This is a genomic window from Polynucleobacter sp. AP-Sving-400A-A2, assembly GCF_018688155.1.
Taxonomy (GTDB): domain Bacteria; phylum Pseudomonadota; class Gammaproteobacteria; order Burkholderiales; family Burkholderiaceae; genus Polynucleobacter.
Genome location: NZ_CP061312.1, coordinates 886206 through 903570, shown reverse-complemented (window position 1 = coordinate 903570; position 17365 = coordinate 886206). Strand labels below are relative to the sequence as shown.

General features: G+C 46.1%; 15 protein-coding genes. 10 read left to right on the top strand and 5 right to left on the bottom strand.

Going from position 1 to position 17365, the window contains the following annotated elements:
- Nucleotides 1-10: 10 nt before the first annotated feature.
- The 9 genes from C2758_RS04785 (at nt 11) to C2758_RS04745 (ending at nt 8459) form a co-directional block, all read left to right on the top strand.
- Complete coding sequence (locus C2758_RS04785; RefSeq protein ID WP_215329831.1) at nt 11-1324, top strand: replication-associated recombination protein A; 1314 nt, start codon at nt 11-13, stop codon at nt 1322-1324.
- Nucleotides 1321-1962 (top strand): 2-hydroxychromene-2-carboxylate isomerase, encoded by a 642-nt coding sequence (locus C2758_RS04780; RefSeq protein WP_215329830.1) that lies wholly within the window; start codon nt 1321-1323, stop codon nt 1960-1962. Before C2758_RS04785 ends, C2758_RS04780 begins: the two co-directional genes overlap by 4 nt.
- 52 nt (nt 1963-2014) lie before the next feature.
- Nucleotides 2015-2590 carry a peptidylprolyl isomerase gene (locus C2758_RS04775; protein ID WP_215329829.1) on the top strand — a complete coding sequence of 192 codons (576 nt, stop codon included), beginning with the start codon at nt 2015-2017 and terminating at the stop codon, nt 2588-2590.
- 19 nt (nt 2591-2609) lie between these two features.
- A complete protein-coding gene (locus tag C2758_RS04770; RefSeq protein ID WP_251369267.1) occupies nt 2610-4454 on the top strand; it encodes a bifunctional chorismate-binding protein/class IV aminotransferase in 1845 nt (614 codons plus the stop codon).
- A 9-nt stretch (nt 4455-4463) separates the two neighbouring features.
- Nucleotides 4464-5024, top strand: a complete 561-nt coding sequence (locus C2758_RS04765) for an NUDIX hydrolase (RefSeq protein WP_215329828.1) — start codon at nt 4464-4466, stop codon at nt 5022-5024.
- A gap of 13 nt (nt 5025-5037) precedes the next feature.
- Nucleotides 5038-5775 (top strand): leucyl/phenylalanyl-tRNA--protein transferase, encoded by a 738-nt coding sequence (gene aat / locus C2758_RS04760; protein WP_215329827.1) that lies wholly within the window; start codon nt 5038-5040, stop codon nt 5773-5775.
- Complete coding sequence (locus C2758_RS04755; RefSeq protein WP_215329826.1) at nt 5772-6518, top strand: arginyltransferase; 747 nt, start codon at nt 5772-5774, stop codon at nt 6516-6518. Before aat ends, C2758_RS04755 begins: the two co-directional genes overlap by 4 nt.
- Before the next feature lie 9 nt (nt 6519-6527).
- Entirely contained in the window at nt 6528-7562 is a 1035-nt protein-coding gene (locus tag C2758_RS04750; protein WP_215329825.1) for a quinone-dependent dihydroorotate dehydrogenase, read from the top strand.
- Between the two features lie 78 nt (nt 7563-7640).
- Entirely contained in the window at nt 7641-8459 is an 819-nt protein-coding gene (locus C2758_RS04745; RefSeq protein ID WP_215329824.1) for an IclR family transcriptional regulator, read from the top strand.
- A 28-nt stretch (nt 8460-8487) separates the two neighbouring features.
- Here the strand turns inward: C2758_RS04745 and C2758_RS04740 are convergent, their stop codons facing one another.
- Both C2758_RS04740 and C2758_RS04735 read right to left on the bottom strand, forming a co-directional pair.
- On the bottom strand, nt 8488-9528 hold the full coding sequence (locus C2758_RS04740) for a serine hydrolase (protein WP_215329823.1): 1041 nt from the start codon (nt 9526-9528) through the stop codon (nt 8488-8490).
- An 86-nt stretch (nt 9529-9614) separates the two neighbouring features.
- On the bottom strand, nt 9615-10502 hold the full coding sequence (locus C2758_RS04735; protein ID WP_215329822.1) for a DMT family transporter: 888 nt from the start codon (nt 10500-10502) through the stop codon (nt 9615-9617).
- A gap of 192 nt (nt 10503-10694) precedes the next feature.
- On the opposite strand from C2758_RS04735, the gene C2758_RS04730 reads away from it, so the two are divergent.
- The gene (locus C2758_RS04730; protein WP_215329821.1) at nt 10695-11261 is read left to right on the top strand and encodes a phasin family protein; all 567 of its coding nucleotides are present in this window, start codon (nt 10695-10697) and stop codon (nt 11259-11261) included.
- Between the two features lie 96 nt (nt 11262-11357).
- Here the strand turns inward: C2758_RS04730 and lpdA are convergent, their stop codons facing one another.
- The 3 genes from lpdA to aceE are packed head-to-tail and all read right to left on the bottom strand — an operon-like array spanning nt 11358 to nt 17192.
- Entirely contained in the window at nt 11358-13157 is a 1800-nt protein-coding gene (gene lpdA, locus C2758_RS04725; protein WP_215329820.1) for a dihydrolipoyl dehydrogenase, read from the bottom strand.
- 9 nt (nt 13158-13166) lie between these two features.
- The gene (gene aceF / locus C2758_RS04720; protein WP_215329819.1) at nt 13167-14480 is read right to left on the bottom strand and encodes a dihydrolipoyllysine-residue acetyltransferase; all 1314 of its coding nucleotides are present in this window, start codon (nt 14478-14480) and stop codon (nt 13167-13169) included.
- A gap of 15 nt (nt 14481-14495) precedes the next feature.
- The gene (gene aceE, locus C2758_RS04715) at nt 14496-17192 is read right to left on the bottom strand and encodes a pyruvate dehydrogenase (acetyl-transferring), homodimeric type (protein ID WP_215329818.1); all 2697 of its coding nucleotides are present in this window, start codon (nt 17190-17192) and stop codon (nt 14496-14498) included.
- Nucleotides 17193-17365: the final 173 nt, after the last annotated feature.

Sequence of the window (17365 nt, the reverse complement as noted above, 5' to 3'; positions counted from 1 at the left end):
ATAAGTGCTTATGGGCAATCTATTTGATCAAGCACCTCTGCCACCATTAGCGGAAGTCTTGCGCCCTAAATCTATAGAAGAAGTCATCGGTCAGACACATCTGCTCGCAACTGGCAAACCACTGAGTCTTGCCTTTGGATCTGGTAAGCCACATTCGATGATTCTGTGGGGTCCGCCAGGTGTTGGTAAAACAACCTTGGCAAGACTTTCAGCAAAAGCCTTTGATCGAGAATTTATCGCCATTTCAGCTGTGCTTGCTGGGGTAAAAGAAATTCGTGAGGCTATAGAGCAGGCCCAACAGAATATGTCTCAATATGGCAGACAAACTATTTTGTTTGTAGATGAGATCCATCGATTTAATAAAAGCCAACAAGATGCCTTGTTGCCACATGTTGAGTCTGGCCTATTTAACTTTATCGGCGCTACAACTGAAAACCCTTCATTTGAGGTGAACTCAGCCCTACTCTCACGCGCGCAAGTCTATGTACTGAAATCGTTAAGCGCTCTCGAGCTGAAGCAGTTGTTTGATCGTGCATGTCAATATGCAATGCCTGATATTCCTTTTGAGTCAGATGCAGTCGAGAGCTTAATTTCACATGCGGATGGTGATGCTAGGCGATTATTGAATTTAGTGGAGCAAGTTCGCAATGCCGTCTCAACGCCAAACTCAGAGATAAGCAAAATAGATCAGCAGTTTATTGAAAACGCCCTAACAGCTCAGGCACGTCGCTTTGATAAAGGCGGAGACCACTTTTACGATCAAATATCTGCCTTACATAAATCAGTGCGTGGTTCCAATCCTGATGCTGCGCTGTATTGGTTTTGTCGCATGATAGATGGCGGTGCAGATCCCCGATATCTTGCTCGCAGAATTATTCGCATGGCTTGGGAAGATATTGGGCTTGCCGATCCCAGAGCGATGCAACTAGCCAATGATGCAGCTCAAACTTTTGAGCGGCTGGGCTCGCCTGAAGGTGAATTAGCGCTAGGTCAAGCTGTAGTCTATTTAGCGATCGCCGCTAAGAGCAATGCAAGTTATAAGGCTTACAACGCGGCAAGAGCTTATGTTGCTGGCGATCAAAGTAAACCTGTTCCCAACCATTTGCGCAATGCCCCAACTAAACTCATGAAAGAGCTAGGTCACGGCAAAGAATATCGTTATGCACATGATGAACCCCATGCCTATGCTGCTGGAGAAAACTACTTGCCCGATGGCATGGCAGAGCCTCATTGGTACCAGCCAGTTGATCGGGGCTTAGAGAGTCAGATTACCGAGAAAATAGCTTTCTTGCGCAAGTTAGATCAGGAGTCAAAACAGAAATGAGCCAAGATCCAGTAGATGAAAAACGGATTAAAGGGACGTTCTACTACGACATCATTTCTCCATTCTCTTATTTTTATATTAAGCAACGCCATCGTCTTGAAAAACGAATCGATATTCAACCCATACCTATCTTATTGGGTGGCTTACTCCGGGCAACTGACAATCGCGGACCTGGTGAAGTGGAAGCCAAGCGCCCTCATACCTATCAATATTGCGTATGGCTCGCTGAAAAGTTAGGTCTCCCTTTTCGCTTTCCAGAGCACCACCCTTTTCTCACCGTTGCAGCACAGCGTTTACTTGTTCAGCAAAATGCTCAGTGGGATATGGTTGAGCGTGCGTTTGAGTATGTCTGGGTAGAGGGTAAAGATCCTAATTTATCTTGGCCAGAGTTTTGCCGATATCTTGGCTTAGCTGCAGACACTCCAAAACCAGATATGCCAGAGGTGAAAGCCGAACTTATTAGCAACACAGAGAGAGCAAAATCAGATGGGGCGTTTGGTGTCCCCACCCTTGTGATCACTGGGCATGCTTTTTGGGGTGTCGACTCCATTGATTGGGCCTTAGACTATCTAGATAGGCCGAACCTGTTTAAAGAGGCGGCTTATGACTATGCTGGTCACATCCCCTCTGGACTTTGAGCAATACAATTTGATTTACTCTATTTTCACTCGATTCTTAAGGATACTCAGTATGCGCAAAATCATTACATCCCTATTTTTAGTTTCCAGCCTCATTGCTAGTGCTGCAAGCTTTGCTGGCCCTAAGGTGGAATTTAAAACTACCATGGGTAATTTTGTTGTTGAGCTTGATTCAGTAAAGGCACCAAAAACTTCTGCCAACTTTTTGAACTATGTAAACAGTGGTTTTTATAACGGCACGATTTTTCACCGTGTGATAGATGGCTTTATGGTTCAAGGCGGTGGATTTACTGCGGACTTGACACAAAAACCAACTAATGCGCCTGTAGTTTCAGAAGCTCAAAATGGCCTGAAGAATCAAACTTACACCATCGCTATGGCGCGTACCTCTGACCCCGATTCAGCAACAGCCCAGTTCTTTATTAATGTGAAAGACAATGAGGGTCTGAATTTTCCAAATGCTATGGGTAATGGCTATACCGTTTTCGGGATAGTCGTTTCTGGTACGCAAACTATTGACGCTATTCGTAAAATCCCAACCATGGTGGCATCATCACCAAAAATGGGTCGCATGTCAGACGTGCCTAGCAAGACTGTTACGATCGAATCAGCTACTGTTTTAAAGTAATTGCCACTTGCTTATTTGAGTGCTGACGATCAATAGCATGATATTGCTTGATGATGCCCAGAGCACCACAGCAAAGCCGAGCAGTCGCCTGTATGAGCAAGTGCTCCAGCTTTGGACCATCTATCCTCAGTCCAACCATGCACAGACAATTGCAGCTGTAGATCAATGCCTGAAAGATGTCAATGCAGCATTGGCACAAGGAGAATACGTTGTCGCTGCATTTGCTTATGAGCTAGGTCTAGATATACACAATATAGACCGTCCAGCTCAACGTGAAAGCAAAGAGCATCCATTAATCCAAGCATGGTCTTTTAAGTCCTATGAAAGCTTTAGCAAAGCGGATGTTGATAATTACATTGAAAAAAAGATAGCAACCCTAGAACCTGAATCTCAAGTTGCAGGTGTTGCCAATCTACAATTTTCCCTTGATCAAGAGAAGTTCACCTCTGACATTCAGACTATTCAAGAGTACATTCGCAATGGCGACGCTTATCAAATTAATCATACGTTTCGGATTACAGGTGAAGTCTATGGTGACCCGCTCTCTCTGTATGCGCGATTAAGGAAGCGTCAACCCGGAAGATTTGGCGCATTTATTGCGCAAGATTCAAGCTTTATTTTGTCCCAATCACCCGAGTTATTTATTCAGAAGCAAGGCAATACTTTGAAAGCCATGCCGATGAAAGGTACTGCTAGCGCATTGAATGATTCAGCTGAGCATTTATCAGCAGATGCAAAGAATCAAGCCGAAAATGTCATGATCGTCGATTTATTGCGTAATGATCTGAGTCGACTTGCCTTACCAGGAGCGGTCTCTGTACCCAAGCTCTTTGAGGTTACTCAGTATGGTGATGTTCTGCAAATGACATCGACAGTTCAAGCTGAGATCAGGCCTGAAATGCAATTGCGTGATGTACTCAATGCAGTATTTCCCTGTGGGTCAGTAACGGGTGCTCCCAAGAAGCGCAGTATGGAAATCATTCAAGAATTAGAGCCGCAAGATCGAGGCTACTATTGTGGCGCACTGGGCTGGATTGATCCTGGTGGTGACTTTGCATTTAGCGTTCCTATCCGCACCCTTGAAGTGAATCATGATCCAAAAACACATACTTCACCCTTTTCCTTGGGTATAGGTGCGGGTATCACGATTGACTCTGAGCCCGAGCAGGAGTGGGAAGAATGCCAAATTAAAGCTGCATTCTTGAGCAAATTACCCAGTGAAGTGGGATTGTTTGAAACTATCTTGGTCCGCAACGGTCAGGCTCAGCATGTACAACTTCATCTAGCACGCTTGGCCAATTCTGCTTTATCGCTTGGTATTCCCTGCTCTGTGCCGGATATCATGAAAGTAATTTCGCTTGCGTGTGAAAACTGCGCAATAGATATTGAATATCGATTACGTTTGAATCTAGATCGCCTAGGAATCGCAAGTTATCAAATAGCTCCCATCAGCCCATTAGAAGGCTCGGTAAAAATATTTTGGGCAAAAGATATTCTGCCCGATTCAAGCAAGGCGACCTTTTACTCTGGCAATATTTTATTAAGGCATAAGGTGAACATTCGTAATGTCTATGACCAAGCCTGGGGATTGGCAGAAAATCTTAGTGGCTTTGATGCTCTATTTACCAACGAGCAAGGTTATGTCACCGAGGGTGGAAGAAGCAGTGTTTTTGTAAAATCTGGAGATCGCTGGCTTACACCCCCCGTATCTGCAGGTCTGTTACCAGGGGTTATGAGATCCATCATATTGAACGATCCCCAGTGGAATGCCCATGAAGTCAACCTGACTATTGATGATATTCAGAATGCAAAAGAGATTATGCTTAGCAATGCCTTACGCGGTCACATCCCCGCTCATTTTTAGAAAGTCCGCATGAAGTTTTGCTCGTACTGTGCAGCGCCTATCAGCATCAAGATTCCTGCGGATGATTCGCGAGAGCGCCATGTCTGTGACTCTTGCGGAAGTATTCATTATTTCAATCCACGTAACGTAGTTGGCAGTATCCCCATCTTTGGTAAGCAAGTTTTATTGTGCCGTCGTGCTATAGAGCCTCGCCATGGTTATTGGACGCTGCCTGCTGGATTCATGGAGCTTGGTGAAAGTACCAGTACTGGGGCAGCACGTGAAACACATGAAGAGGCTGGGGCTATTGTTCAGATGGGCCCGCTCTACTCTCTTCTCAATGTGCCACATGCCGAACAAGTACATCTTTTTTATCTAGCTTCGATGAGTTCGCCCAATTTTCAAGCGGGAGAAGAGAGTCTAGAGGTTGCTTTATTTGATGAGCAGGATATCCCATGGGATGACATTGCCTTTCCAACGGTAAAGCAAACTCTGGAGTGGTTCTTTGCCGATCGTGCTGCCGGCGTATTTGATTCAGGTAAAGAGTTTAGTGTTCGCAGCAGAGACATTCTGCCGACTGAAAAAATCTAAGCATCACAAACTCATGAGCAACATCAACTGGCTGGGGTCTCAGGATGAATTTCCTAACCCTATTCATCATTCAGATCCCGACCCGAGCGTTCCCGGTTTAATTGCAGTCAGTGAACGAATATATCCAGGACAGTTAGCTCGTGCATATCAAATGGGAATCTTTCCTTGGTATTCTGATAATCAACCAGTGTTGTGGTGGTCACCCAATCCCCGGATGGTATTAAAGCCTGATCACTTTAAATGCCATGACTCGCTGAAGAAATCAATTCGTCATTTTTTATCTGACCCTCGTAAAGAAATCATGGTTGATAAAGACTTTAGTGCTGTTGTCCGCTCCTGCGCAACTGCGAACCGCAAGGATCAGGATGGTACTTGGATTACCCATGAAATCATGGAGGCTTACACCAATCTTCATGAAGAGGGGCATGCTCATAGCATTGCTATCATGGAAGATAGTCGACTAGTCGGTGGCCTCTATTGTGTTTCATTCGGCGGGATGGTTTTTGGTGAATCGATGTTTAGCCATCAAACAGATGCCTCTAAAATTGCTTTAGCTGCGCTTGCTGCCTGGTGCGAGCAAAATCAAGTGGGGATGATCGATTGTCAGCAAGAAACCCCTCACCTCAATTCTTTAGGGGCCGCACCAATTTCCCGTGATGAATTTTTAGCGCATCTGCAAGTTGCTTTAAATCAAACTAATATAGAGATTCCTTGGAAATTTGATAAACAGATTCTTGGTCACTGGTTATGACTCAACTAAAAGAGCTTCCTCTTACTGAATTGCAGTTTTATGCAACTGCACCCTATCCCTGTAGCTATCTACCAGGGAAGACTGCACGCTCGCAAGTCGCAACTCCCTCACATTTAATACACGCTGATTTGTATAGTGAGCTCGTAAATGCGGGATTTCGTCGCAGTGGCTTATACACTTATCGACCTTATTGCGATGCATGCAATGCCTGTACTGCCACACGCATTCCAGTAAAGCAATTTTTACCCAACCGCAGTCAAAAACGCGGCTGGAAAAAACATGCTGGACTGGATGTACGCGTTCTTAATCTAGGATATCAAGAGGAACACTACCAACTCTATCAACGCTATCAACATGAACGTCATGCTGGTGGGGATATAGATCAAGACGATCAAGACCAGTACATGCAGTTTTTATTGCAAAGCCGTGTGAACTCCAGAATTGTTGAGTTTCGGGATGGTCCACATGATTCACACCCAGGACGTCTGCGCATGGTCAGTATGATTGATATCTTGGACCAAGGAATATCTTCGGTTTACACCTTCTTTGATACCAGCAATACTTCTGCAAGCTACGGAAGCTTCAGCATCTTGTGGCAAATTCAGCAGACTCTGGAGTTAGACCTTCCTTATCTCTACCTTGGTTACTACATTGAGCAAAGCGAAAAAATGTCTTATAAGGTGAAGTTTCAGCCTATCGAGGGCTTGATCGACGATCACTGGCAGCCCATCAATGGGTCATAATATCCACCCATGATTGATAGCTACCCCCTTCTACGTTCCTGGCTTTTTTCTTTAGATCCAGAGCAAGCCCACAACCTCACCATGAGCAATCTAGATCGTGCTGAGCGCTGGGGTTTATTACGTCATTTGATCGATCAACCCGCTCTAGATCCACGTCAATTGTGCGGGATTACCTTTCCAAATCCAGTAGGGCTTGCTGCTGGCCTCGATAAAGATGGTAGACATATTGATGCGCTGGGGGCCCTAGGCTTTGGTTTTTTAGAAATTGGTACTGTTACCCCAAAACCGCAACCCGGCAACCCGAAGCCTCGCATGTTTCGTCTACCGCAAGCTCAGGCCCTCATTAATCGCATGGGCTTTAATAATGATGGTGTTGATGCTTGCGTAAAGCGTGTACGCAATTCCACTTATTGGCAGAATGGCGGCATTGTCGGTCTCAATATTGGCAAGAATGCGAGCACCCCCATCGAGAATGCTGCAAGCGATTACGTCATGGCCATGGAAGCAGTCTACGAGGTGGCCTCGTACATCACTGTCAATATCTCATCGCCTAATACCCAGAATTTACGCGCTCTCCAAGGTGAAGATATGCTGCGCTCTTTGCTGCAATCGCTGCATATTGCGCGTGAAGCTTTGAGTGATCGATTTGGTGTACGTAAACCCCTCTTTTTAAAAATTGCACCTGACCTTGAGCAAAACGATATTAAGCTCATTGCCGATCTCTTGGTGGAATTTAAGATTGATGCCATCATCGCTACCAACACAACGATTGCCCGAGATGCTGTCCAAGAGCTTGAATTTGGCAAAGAAGCTGGTGGCCTCTCTGGGGCGCCTGTGCGTCAGGTCTCCACCGAAGTAGTCAGAAGTCTCAAAGAGTATTTAGGCGCTGCCATTCCGATTGTTGGCGTTGGCGGCATTATGACTGGTAAGGATGCCCAAGAAAAGCTTGTCGCTGGAGCTAGCCTAGTTCAAATTTACAGCGGCTTGATCTATCGTGGTCCGAAATTAATCTCTGAATGTGCTGCTGCCCTGAAGGGTCATTAGGCTTCAAAAACGTTTTTTTAGCGTTCCGATGCTATTTCATATTGTGCAATTTGGGCAAAAATCGCTACAATTGACAGCATGGCATTGAACAAATCAGAAAAAGTTACAAAAACACCAGGCGAAGCTGGCAAAACAGCGATTCAGGTGGTGGAACGCATGATGAACTTGCTCGACGCCCTTGCATCCCACGAAGAGTCTAGTAGCCTTAAAAACCTTGCCCAAGAAACTGATTTACACCCCTCCACAGCTCACCGCATTCTGAATGACTTGGTAGCCTGCCGCTTGGTGGAGCGTGGCGATGGTGGCACATACCGCCTTGGCCTAAAGCTGCTTGAGCTAGGTAACCTCGTCAAAGCCCGTTTATCGGTACGTGAGGCAGCGCAAGCGCCAATGCGGGCATTACACAAGCTGACCGGTGAAACCATCAATCTTTCTGTGCGCCAAGGTGATGAAATTGTTTATATTGACCGCGCCTATAGCGAACGATCTGGCATGCAGGTGGTTCGGGCTATTGGCGGTCGTGCGCCGCTCCACCTGACATCAGTTGGCAAGCTATTTCTGGCAAGCGATGATCCAAGCCAAGTTCGCGCTTATGTCACGCGCACCGGTTTAGCTGGCCACACTAGAAACAGCATTACCGAATTGGGAAAATTAGATTCAGAACTCAATCAAGTTCGTAAGTTAGGCCATGCGAGCGACAATGAGGAGCTAGAGTTGGGTGTCAGTTGCGTGGCAGCTGAAATTTATGATGACAGTGGTAAGTTAGTAGCAGGACTCTCATTAAGCTCACCTACCGATCGTATTCAGGCAGACTGGCTCAAGCTTCTACAAGATACTGCACTGCAGATTTCTAAGGGGATGGGTTACAAACCTAAGGTCAGCGACCCCCATTCTTAAAACTCAATCTTGCTTAGTAATGCAATTCCTACATCAATCGACGAATTGCCTGAGGCTCACCCATTGGCATACGCTCATACCAATCGCGTACTCTCACGGCATCAGCAAAACGCGATTGCGTTCCAACAGAGTCCAAGAAAATCAGTAGCAAAGGTGTGTTGTTCACACGGGCCTGCATCACTAAGCACTTGCCTGCTGCATTAATAAATCCCGTTTTTTGTAGGCCGATATTCATATCGCCTGCACGTACCAAGCGATTAGTATTAAGAAACTTCTGGGGTCGCTTGGCAATCATCATAGTCAAATCTGGCCAGGTAGAAAACTCTCGAATCATTTTGTATTGATAAGCAACACTCAACATACGTGCCAGATCTTCTGCGGACGCAACGTTTTCACTTAAGAGGCCAGTAGGATCAGCAAAATGAGAATGCGTCATCCCAATCTCTTTAGCCTTACGGTTCATAGCGTCAATAAATGCAGTAATACCGCCTGGGTAGTTTCGTCCAAGCGTGTAGGCTGCGCGATTCTCAGAGGACATTAGTGCTAGTAAGAGCGCCTCCTCTCTTGTTAATACCGTCCCCCCAGCAAGACGGGATGCACGATAAATATGTACGTCATCCGCATTGATAACAATGGTTTCATCTAGAGGCAATTTAGAATCAAGTACAACCATTGCAGTCATCAGCTTGGTAATAGAAGCGATCGGCAAACTGACCGAGGAGTTCTTTTCAAAATACACTTCCTTGGTATCTTGATTAACCACCATAGCTACGCTGGACTTTAAACTCAAATCGTCATGTTGACCGCGCAAACCCAGTGCTGTTGCAAATGAGGGTCTTAGTGGGACAACAGGCTCGACTGAACGAGTAACAGTGGTCCTCACTGTTTTTGATTTTTTAGATGACTTAACTACCTTTTTTGACTCTGATTTTGCAGGCGCCTTTGCTGCTGATTTGGTGGACTTTGCAGTTTGGGAATCTGAGTTAGCTGCGATTACCGGAGAAGAGGTAGCAACTCCAAACGAAATTAGGCAGATGTGGGCAAGAAGCCAAAAACGATTCAAATACATCCCAAATTGCCTTCCAAAACTTTTAACATACGGAATGATAAATAACTTTTAGTTCCCAGCTGCAGTTTTTTACCATTAAAGACAACTTATTCTGCAATCGTAGCAACTGTACTTGTTTGACCTCGGTTAACTAGAACAACTCCAGTCATCGTGAGCAATAAACCACCTGCCATCATAAAGGTAAAAGGTTCGCCGAATAAGAACCATGCCATCGCCGCAGTGGTGGGTGGCGTTAAATACAGGAGACTCGTTACCTTGGTTGCAGCCCCCTTACGAATCATCATAAAGAGCAGGCTGATGGAGCCTATCGAGAGCGGGAAAATCGCCCACAGTAATGCTCCGATGACTGGGGCATTCCAAACCATGACAGCAGACTCAAAGTAATACATACAAACAAAGCAAAGTATGGCGGATACGCCAAACTGAATCGATGAGCCTGCCCGCAAGTCAAAGACTGGACAGAATTTCTTTTGATAAAGAGTGCCAAACGTAATTGAGAGTAAGGCAGCAAAAGCCAATACGTAACTCAATGGAGGAATGTAGGTGAAGCCGATTTTTTCAGCGACAACCAAAGCTACCCCAGCGAATCCGAAACCCAAACCAATCCACTGGCGTCCCGTCACTTTTTCAGATACCCAGGCAGCGAACCAAGCTGTCAGGATGGGCTGCAAGCCTACGATGATTGCTACCAGGCCTGCAGTCATCCCCAGCCGGACTGCGAACCAGACACCCAATAGATAGCCGAACTGAAGCAATATGCCAGCAACCGCTATGTGCTTGAATTGAGACCAACTTGGCCAGCTGATTCTCCAGACCAGGCTCAGGCATGCCATAGCCATTAATACCCCTGAGAAACGCCAAAACAGGAAGGTAGCAGGTTCAACATAAGGCATTGCTAAGCGTGCAATAACAAAGCCCGTACTCCAAATTAATACAAATAAGGGGGCAATCAGGCTATCAAGCTTCAATTTCATGGATAACTTATTGAAAGGGTGGGATTTTTAGTTAAGCCATGATTTTAGGCTTATTTCTTAAGCCTCTGTCCAGATCTTGGGGCGCTGCAATATAAAAATTAAATACTACTCAATGTAGCCTAAATGAATTGACTTTATACAGATATAGCTCATAGTAAGCAAAGCCATGAAATCATTAGCAAAGGTATTGAGATGAAATTAACGCCTGAACAAATAGCTGCAGCACAAAAAGCTAACCTAGAAACCTTAAGCGGGCTAACTAATCAAGCACTACAAAGCATAGAGAAATTAATTGAGCTTAATATGCATATCGCCAAGCAAAGCCTGAGTGAAAGCATGAGTAGCGCCAAGAAAGCGCTTGAAGTCAAAGATATACAGCAACTCCTTGCCCATCAGGCGGAAGCAGTCCAGCCCATGGCTGAAAAAATAATGGCCTATAGTCGCCATCTTTATGAATTAGCGCATGAGACTCAAGCGAGTTTTACTAAGTCTGCTGAAAAAGAATTTCAAGCAGGCCAGCAAAAAATGAATGCCTTAGTAGAAGACTGGACCAAGGCTGCGCCAGCAGGCTCAGATGCTGCAGTCCATGCCATGAAACAAGCAATCACATCTGCTGCCAGTGTATTTGAAACCAGTCAGAAGGCAGTGAAACACGCTGTAGAGGTTGCTCAAACAAATCTGAACCATGCAACTAGCGCAGTTGAAAAGAACGTGCAATCAGGCAATCAAACGGTGAGTAAAAAAAGTAATAAGAAATAATAATTATGTAACGACTGCATCACTCTTATTGCAAAGATATACAAAAAAAGCCCCGATTTTTTTTCGGGGCTTTTTTGTCAAGGCAAAGAGGATTACTTAATGCGCTTTCTTCTTTACAGGCGGTAAATCAGTGCAGTGACCAAGTGCAGACTCTGCAGCTAGACCAACCGATTCGCCTAGGGTTGGATGTGGATGAATCGTTTTGCCAATATCCACAGCGTCAGCACCCATCTCTATAGCAAGACAGACTTCGCCAATTAAATCGCCGGCATGCGTACCAACGATACCGCCCCCAATAATACGTTTGCTGGTCGCATCAAAAATCAGTTTAGTGAAACCTTCATCACGACCATTGGCAATCGCTCTTCCGCTAGCTGCCCACGGAAATAAACCTTTTTCATAGGCGATTCCTTGAGCTTTGCACTGCTCTTCAGTCAAGCCTGCCCAAGCCACCTCAGGGTCAGTGTATGCAACCGATGGAATTTGCTTAGCGTCAAAATAGGATTTTTCACCCGCAGCGACTTCAGCGGCAACGTGACCCTCATGAACTGCTTTGTGCGCAAGCATGGGTTGACCAACAATATCGCCAATCGCAAAGATGTTGTGCACATTGGTGCGCATTTGATTGTCGACGGGGACAAAGCCGCGCTCGTCTACAACAACGCCTGCAGCCGATGCATCAATCTTCTTGCCATTTGGCGTACGTCCAACTGCAACCAATACTAAGTCGTAAGTCTGCGGCTCTGAGGGAGCGCCCTCACCTTCAAAGCTCACCGAAATACCTTCAGCCTTGACTTCAGCTTTAGATGCTCGGGTCTTCAACATGATCTTTTCGAAACGGCCGGCATTAAATTTCTCCCAGACCTTTTCTAAATCACGATCTGCACCGGCCATGAGGCCATCCATCATCTCAGCAATATCGATACGGGAGCCTAGGGTACTGTAAACAGTAGCCATCTCCAAACCAATAATGCCACCACCGATGACCAGCATGCGCTTTGGAATACTCTTGAGTAATAAGGCACCAGTGCTATCTACGATACGAGGATCTTCTGGCAAGAATGGTAATTTTACTGGCTGGCTTCCCGCTGCAATAATCGCCTTCTGAAAACGAATCACTTCTTTTTGCCCTGTTAAGTCTTGGCCATCACCCTTAGTTAACTCCACTTCAACGTGATTTGCATCTAAGAATCGGCCTAATCCACGCACTACACTAACCTTACGGGCTTTTGCCATGCCGGCCAATCCACCCGTTAACTTCGCAATCACTGAATTTTTATAGCCGCGCAATTGATCAATCTCAATCTTGGGCGCACCATAGCTAATGCCATGCTTGGACATCGTTTTCACTTCATCCATGACTGCGGTTGTGTGAAGCAAGGCTTTCGAAGGAATACAACCCACGTTTAAGCAAACACCACCGAGAGTTGAATAGCGCTCTATCAAAATAGTACTCATACCCAAATCTGCACTTCGGAAGGCGGCGCTATAGCCACCTGGTCCTGCGCCTAAGACGAGCAATTCGCACTCATGATCCACTTTGCCGCTGTATTGACCGGCAATAGGAGTGCTGATGACAGGCGCTGCTACAGGAGCAGAAGCAGGGGCAGGAACTGATGGGGTTGCAGGAGCAGAAGCTTGAGGTGCAGTTGTTGCCACCCCCACTTCAATCTCCGCTACAACACTACCTTTACCAACCTTATCTCCAGCTTTGACTGAAATACTCAGAACAGTTCCAGCTGTATCTGCTGGAATTTCCATCGTTGCTTTGTCAGATTCTAGAACGAGTAATGGCTGCTCCTTTTCAATGACATCACCCACCTTAATGAGCACTTCAATCACTGGTACATCTGAATAATCACCAATATCCGGTACGAGAATAATTTGCTTAGCCATATCTTTTCCTTATAGCGCAGCGCGACGGAAGTCGGACATCAGCTGAGCGATGTAGACATTGAAACGCGTTGCCAAAGCACCGTCAATCACACGATGGTCGGCACTGAGTGACAATGGGCAAATTAAGCGTGGCACAAATTGCTTACCATCCCAAACTGGTTTCATAGCAGCTTTGCTGACACCCAAAATTGCTACCTCAGGAGCGTTCACGATTGGTGAGAAATAGGTGCCGCCAATGCCACCCAAGGAAGAGATAGTGAAACTAGCGCCCTGCATTTGCTCGGGCTTCAGTTTTCCATCTCGCGCTAGTGCGGCTAACTCTGACGTTTCACGAGCAAGCTCAAAAATACCTTTTTTATCTGCATCACGAATCACGGGCACCACTAAACCATTTGGCGTATCAGCGGCAAAGGCGATATTGAAATACTTCTTCAACACTAAGTCATCACCATCAATAGAGCTATTGAATTCAGGGAATTTTTTGAGCGCAGCTACGGCAGCTTTCATCATGAAAGCCAGCATGGTGATTTTGAGGCCCTGCTTTTCATTCTCTTTATTGGTTAGCACTCTAAATGCCTCGAGATCAGTAATATCGGCATCTTCGTGATAAGTCACAGCAGGAATCATGACCCAGTTACGACCCAGGTTAGCGGCGGTCAGCTTCTTAATGCGATTGAGTGGCTGACGTTCTGTCTCACCAAATTTAGAGAAATCGACTTTTGGCCAAGGAATGAGATTCAGGCCGCCTAAGCTTCCGCCAGATGCAGTTGATGTGCTGCCGGCTCCGCCACTCATTGCAGCCTTTACAAAAGCCTGCACGTCTTCTTGGGTGATTCTGCCTTTGGGGCCAGAGCCTTTAACTTGATGAACCGTGACACCGAGTTCACGTGCAAATTTACGGACTGAAGGACTGGCGTGACTGGCTGTTGGATCCATTTCAACCGGGGCATTACCAACAGGAGGTGGTGCTGGTGCACGCATAATTGGTGGCTCCACTTTGGGCACTGGTGCCTCAGCAGATTCCATTTTCGCTACTGCGGGAGCGGCGGCGGTTTGTGTAGCAACTGGAGCTGCAGTTGCGCCACTCTCCTCAAGTACCAGAACAATAGCGCCCTCTGAAATAGAGTCACCCACCTTCACCTTGACCTCTTTCACAAGCCCTGAGTGCGATGAGGGGACGTCCATGGTTGCCTTGTCTGACTCCAGAACAACGATAGATTGCTCTTTCTCAATACGATCACCGGCTTTTACCAATACCTCGATGACAGGCACATCTTTGTAATCCCCAATGTCTGGGACTTTAATATCAATTAGTTGGCTCATAGTATCCGTCTCTTATCAAACCGTCATTGGATTTGGCTTGGTGGTGTCGATGCCGTACTTCTGAATTGCTTCGGCTAACTTTTGACGATCCAACTGGCCAGCATCCACCAAAGAGCGCAAGGCTGTGATAACGATCCAGCGACGATCTACTTCAAAGAAATCACGTAATTTTTCACGAGTATCAGAGCGTCCAAAACCGTCTGTTCCTAGCACCTCAAAGCGACGGCCTAGATGCTGAATGGCTGGGCGAATTTGCTCAGCAAACAAGCGGACATAGTCAGTAGCAGCGATGATCGGGCCCGCAGTATCTTTGAGGCACTGCTCTACATGAGATAAAGCAGGTGCTGTAGTTGGATTTAGAAGATTATTACGATGAACTGTATTCCAATTACGACCAAGTTCAGTAAAGCTTGGGCAACCCCACAAATCGGAAGCAATACCCCAATCTTTATTTAGGATTTCAGCGGCTTCAATAACTTCACGGAAGATAGTTCCCGAACCTAATAGCTGTACACGCAATTTCGTATTAGCATCGCCAACCGACTTGAGTTTGTACATACCCTTAATGATGTCTTGCTCCGCTCCTTTGGGCATAGCAGGATGAGCGTAGTTCTCATTCATCAAAGTGATGTAGTAATAGACATCTTCTTGTTCAGCCAGCATACGGCGCATACCATCTTGAATGACTACGGCTACCTCAAACGAGAATGAAGGGTCATAACTAATGCAGTTTGGAATTGAAGCGCTCCATACTTGGCTGTGTCCATCTTCATGCTGAAGACCTTCACCATTTAAAGTCGTTCTACCGGCAGTACCGCCTAATAAGAATCCACGACTACGCATATCACCAGCAGCCCAACAGAGGTCACCAATGCGCTGGAAACCAAACATGGAATAGAAGATATAAAAAGGCAGCATCGGTACGCCGTGCGTTGAGTATGAAGTGGCAGCGGCGATCCAGTCGCACATACCACCCGCTTCATTAATGCCTTCTTGCAAAATCTGACCAGTCTTATCTTCTTTGTAGAACATCAATTGATCATGATCTTCTGGGGTGTAAAGCTGGCCTAGCTGATTCCAAATACCTAATTGACGGAACATGCCCTCCATACCAAAGGTGCGTGACTCATCCGGAACAATCGGAACAACCCGCTTACCCAACACCTTGTCGCGCACAATCGTATTGAGTATGCGAACAAAGGCCATCGTGGTAGAAATCTCACGACCATCGGTAGTTGCTTCTAGTAATGGAGCAAATACCTCAAGCGCAGGAACAGGTAAGCTCTCAGCCTTCATGCGACGCTGTGGCAAGTAGCCCCCCAACTCTTGACGGCGAGCTTTCATGTACTCAAGCTCTGGACTTCCTTCAGCGAATTTCACTAAAGGCATTTCTTCTAGTTGCTCATCTTTTACGGGAATCTCAAAACGATCACGGAAACGACGCACATCATCTGCATTCATCTTCTTCGCTTGATGGGCAATATTCATCGCCTCACCCGAGGCACCCATACCGTAGCCTTTGATGGTGTGAGCCAAAATGACGGTTGGTTGATCCTTGTGATTTACGGCTGAATGAAAAGCTGCAAATACCTTATGGGGATCATGACCACCGCGATTGAGTTGCCAAATTTCGTCATCACTCCAGTCGCTGACCAATGCCTTTAACTCGGGTGTATTGAAAACGATTTCACGTACGTAGGCACCACTCTTGGCTTTCATGGTCTGGTATTCACCATCGACAATCTGACCAAGACGCTGCATCAAGATACCTTTTTTATCGCGAGCGAATAAAGCATCCCAATGACCGCCCCAAACTACCTTGATTACATTCCAACCTGCACCGCGGAACTCACCTTCGAGCTCTTGAATAATCTTACCGTTACCACGTACAGGCCCATCAAGACGTTGAAGGTTGCAGTTCACTACAAAAATCAGGTTATCTAATTTTTCACGGCCGGCCATACCAATAGCACCCAGTGATTCTGGTTCATCAGTTTCACCATCGCCGAGAAAGGCCCAAACCTTTCTACCTTCGGCTTGAATGAATCCACGATCCTGCATGTAGCGCATAAAGCGTGCTTGATAAATAGCCATGATGGGTCCAAGACCCATCGATACTGTTGGGAACTGCCAGAAATCGGGCATCAACCAAGGATGTGGATAGCTAGAAATGCCTTTGCCACCCACTTCTTGACGGAAGTTATTCAGCTGCTCATCCGATAAGCGACCGAGCATATAGGCCCGAGCATAAACACCGGGGGCAGAATGCCCTTGAACAAATATGAGATCGCCACCATGCTCTGGAGATGGGGCATGCCAGAAATGGTTAAAGCCGACGTCATATAGAGTTGCCGCCGACTGGAAAGAAGAAATATGACCACCAACGTTGGTATCTTTATTGGCACGCAAGACCATAGCCATTGCGTTCCAACGCGTGTAGGAACGGATGCGATGCTCGACATTTTGATCGCCTGGTAGACGTGCTTGCTGCTCTACAGGGATTGTGTTGATGTAGGGAGTTTCAGCATGAAAGGGTTGGTTCACTCCATTCACTCGGGCATGAGAAATTTGCTGATCAATGAGATAAGCAGCACGCTCTGGACCCTCATTCCGAATAACGCCATCAAGAGCCTGTAACCACTCTTGGGTTTCGCCTGGATCAGCATCTTGTTTTCCTGCGCTACCCAAAATTTGTTCTGGAACCGCTGCCATAAACTGCCTCCATTAGTTATATCGTTTTTATTAATTCACTTTATAGGCAATATTCTAGGAAGGTCTATGGGTGTAAACAAGCAATTTTTCACATAATGATAGTATTTCTTACTATGTGGAAAATTGTTGCATCGCATTCAAATGAGCCAAAAAGTGAAAAAAGGCCAAGAAAG

Coding starts and splice junctions, on each gene's coding strand:
- C2758_RS04785 (WP_215329831.1), top strand. CDS start 11: ATGGGCAATCTATTTGATCAAGCACCTCTGCCACCATTAGCGGAAGTC.
- C2758_RS04780 (WP_215329830.1), top strand. CDS start 1,321: ATGAGCCAAGATCCAGTAGATGAAAAACGGATTAAAGGGACGTTCTAC.
- C2758_RS04775 (WP_215329829.1), top strand. CDS start 2,015: ATGCGCAAAATCATTACATCCCTATTTTTAGTTTCCAGCCTCATTGCT.
- C2758_RS04765 (WP_215329828.1), top strand. CDS start 4,464: ATGAAGTTTTGCTCGTACTGTGCAGCGCCTATCAGCATCAAGATTCCT.
- aat (WP_215329827.1), top strand. CDS start 5,038: ATGAGCAACATCAACTGGCTGGGGTCTCAGGATGAATTTCCTAACCCT.
- C2758_RS04755 (WP_215329826.1), top strand. CDS start 5,772: ATGACTCAACTAAAAGAGCTTCCTCTTACTGAATTGCAGTTTTATGCA.
- C2758_RS04750 (WP_215329825.1), top strand. CDS start 6,528: ATGATTGATAGCTACCCCCTTCTACGTTCCTGGCTTTTTTCTTTAGAT.
- C2758_RS04745 (WP_215329824.1), top strand. CDS start 7,641: ATGGCATTGAACAAATCAGAAAAAGTTACAAAAACACCAGGCGAAGCT.
- C2758_RS04740 (WP_215329823.1), bottom strand. CDS start 9,528: ATGTATTTGAATCGTTTTTGGCTTCTTGCCCACATCTGCCTAATTTCG.
- C2758_RS04735 (WP_215329822.1), bottom strand. CDS start 10,502: ATGAAATTGAAGCTTGATAGCCTGATTGCCCCCTTATTTGTATTAATT.
- C2758_RS04730 (WP_215329821.1), top strand. CDS start 10,695: ATGAAATTAACGCCTGAACAAATAGCTGCAGCACAAAAAGCTAACCTA.
- lpdA (WP_215329820.1), bottom strand. CDS start 13,157: ATGGCTAAGCAAATTATTCTCGTACCGGATATTGGTGATTATTCAGAT.
- aceF (WP_215329819.1), bottom strand. CDS start 14,480: ATGAGCCAACTAATTGATATTAAAGTCCCAGACATTGGGGATTACAAA.
- aceE (WP_215329818.1), bottom strand. CDS start 17,192: ATGGCAGCGGTTCCAGAACAAATTTTGGGTAGCGCAGGAAAACAAGAT.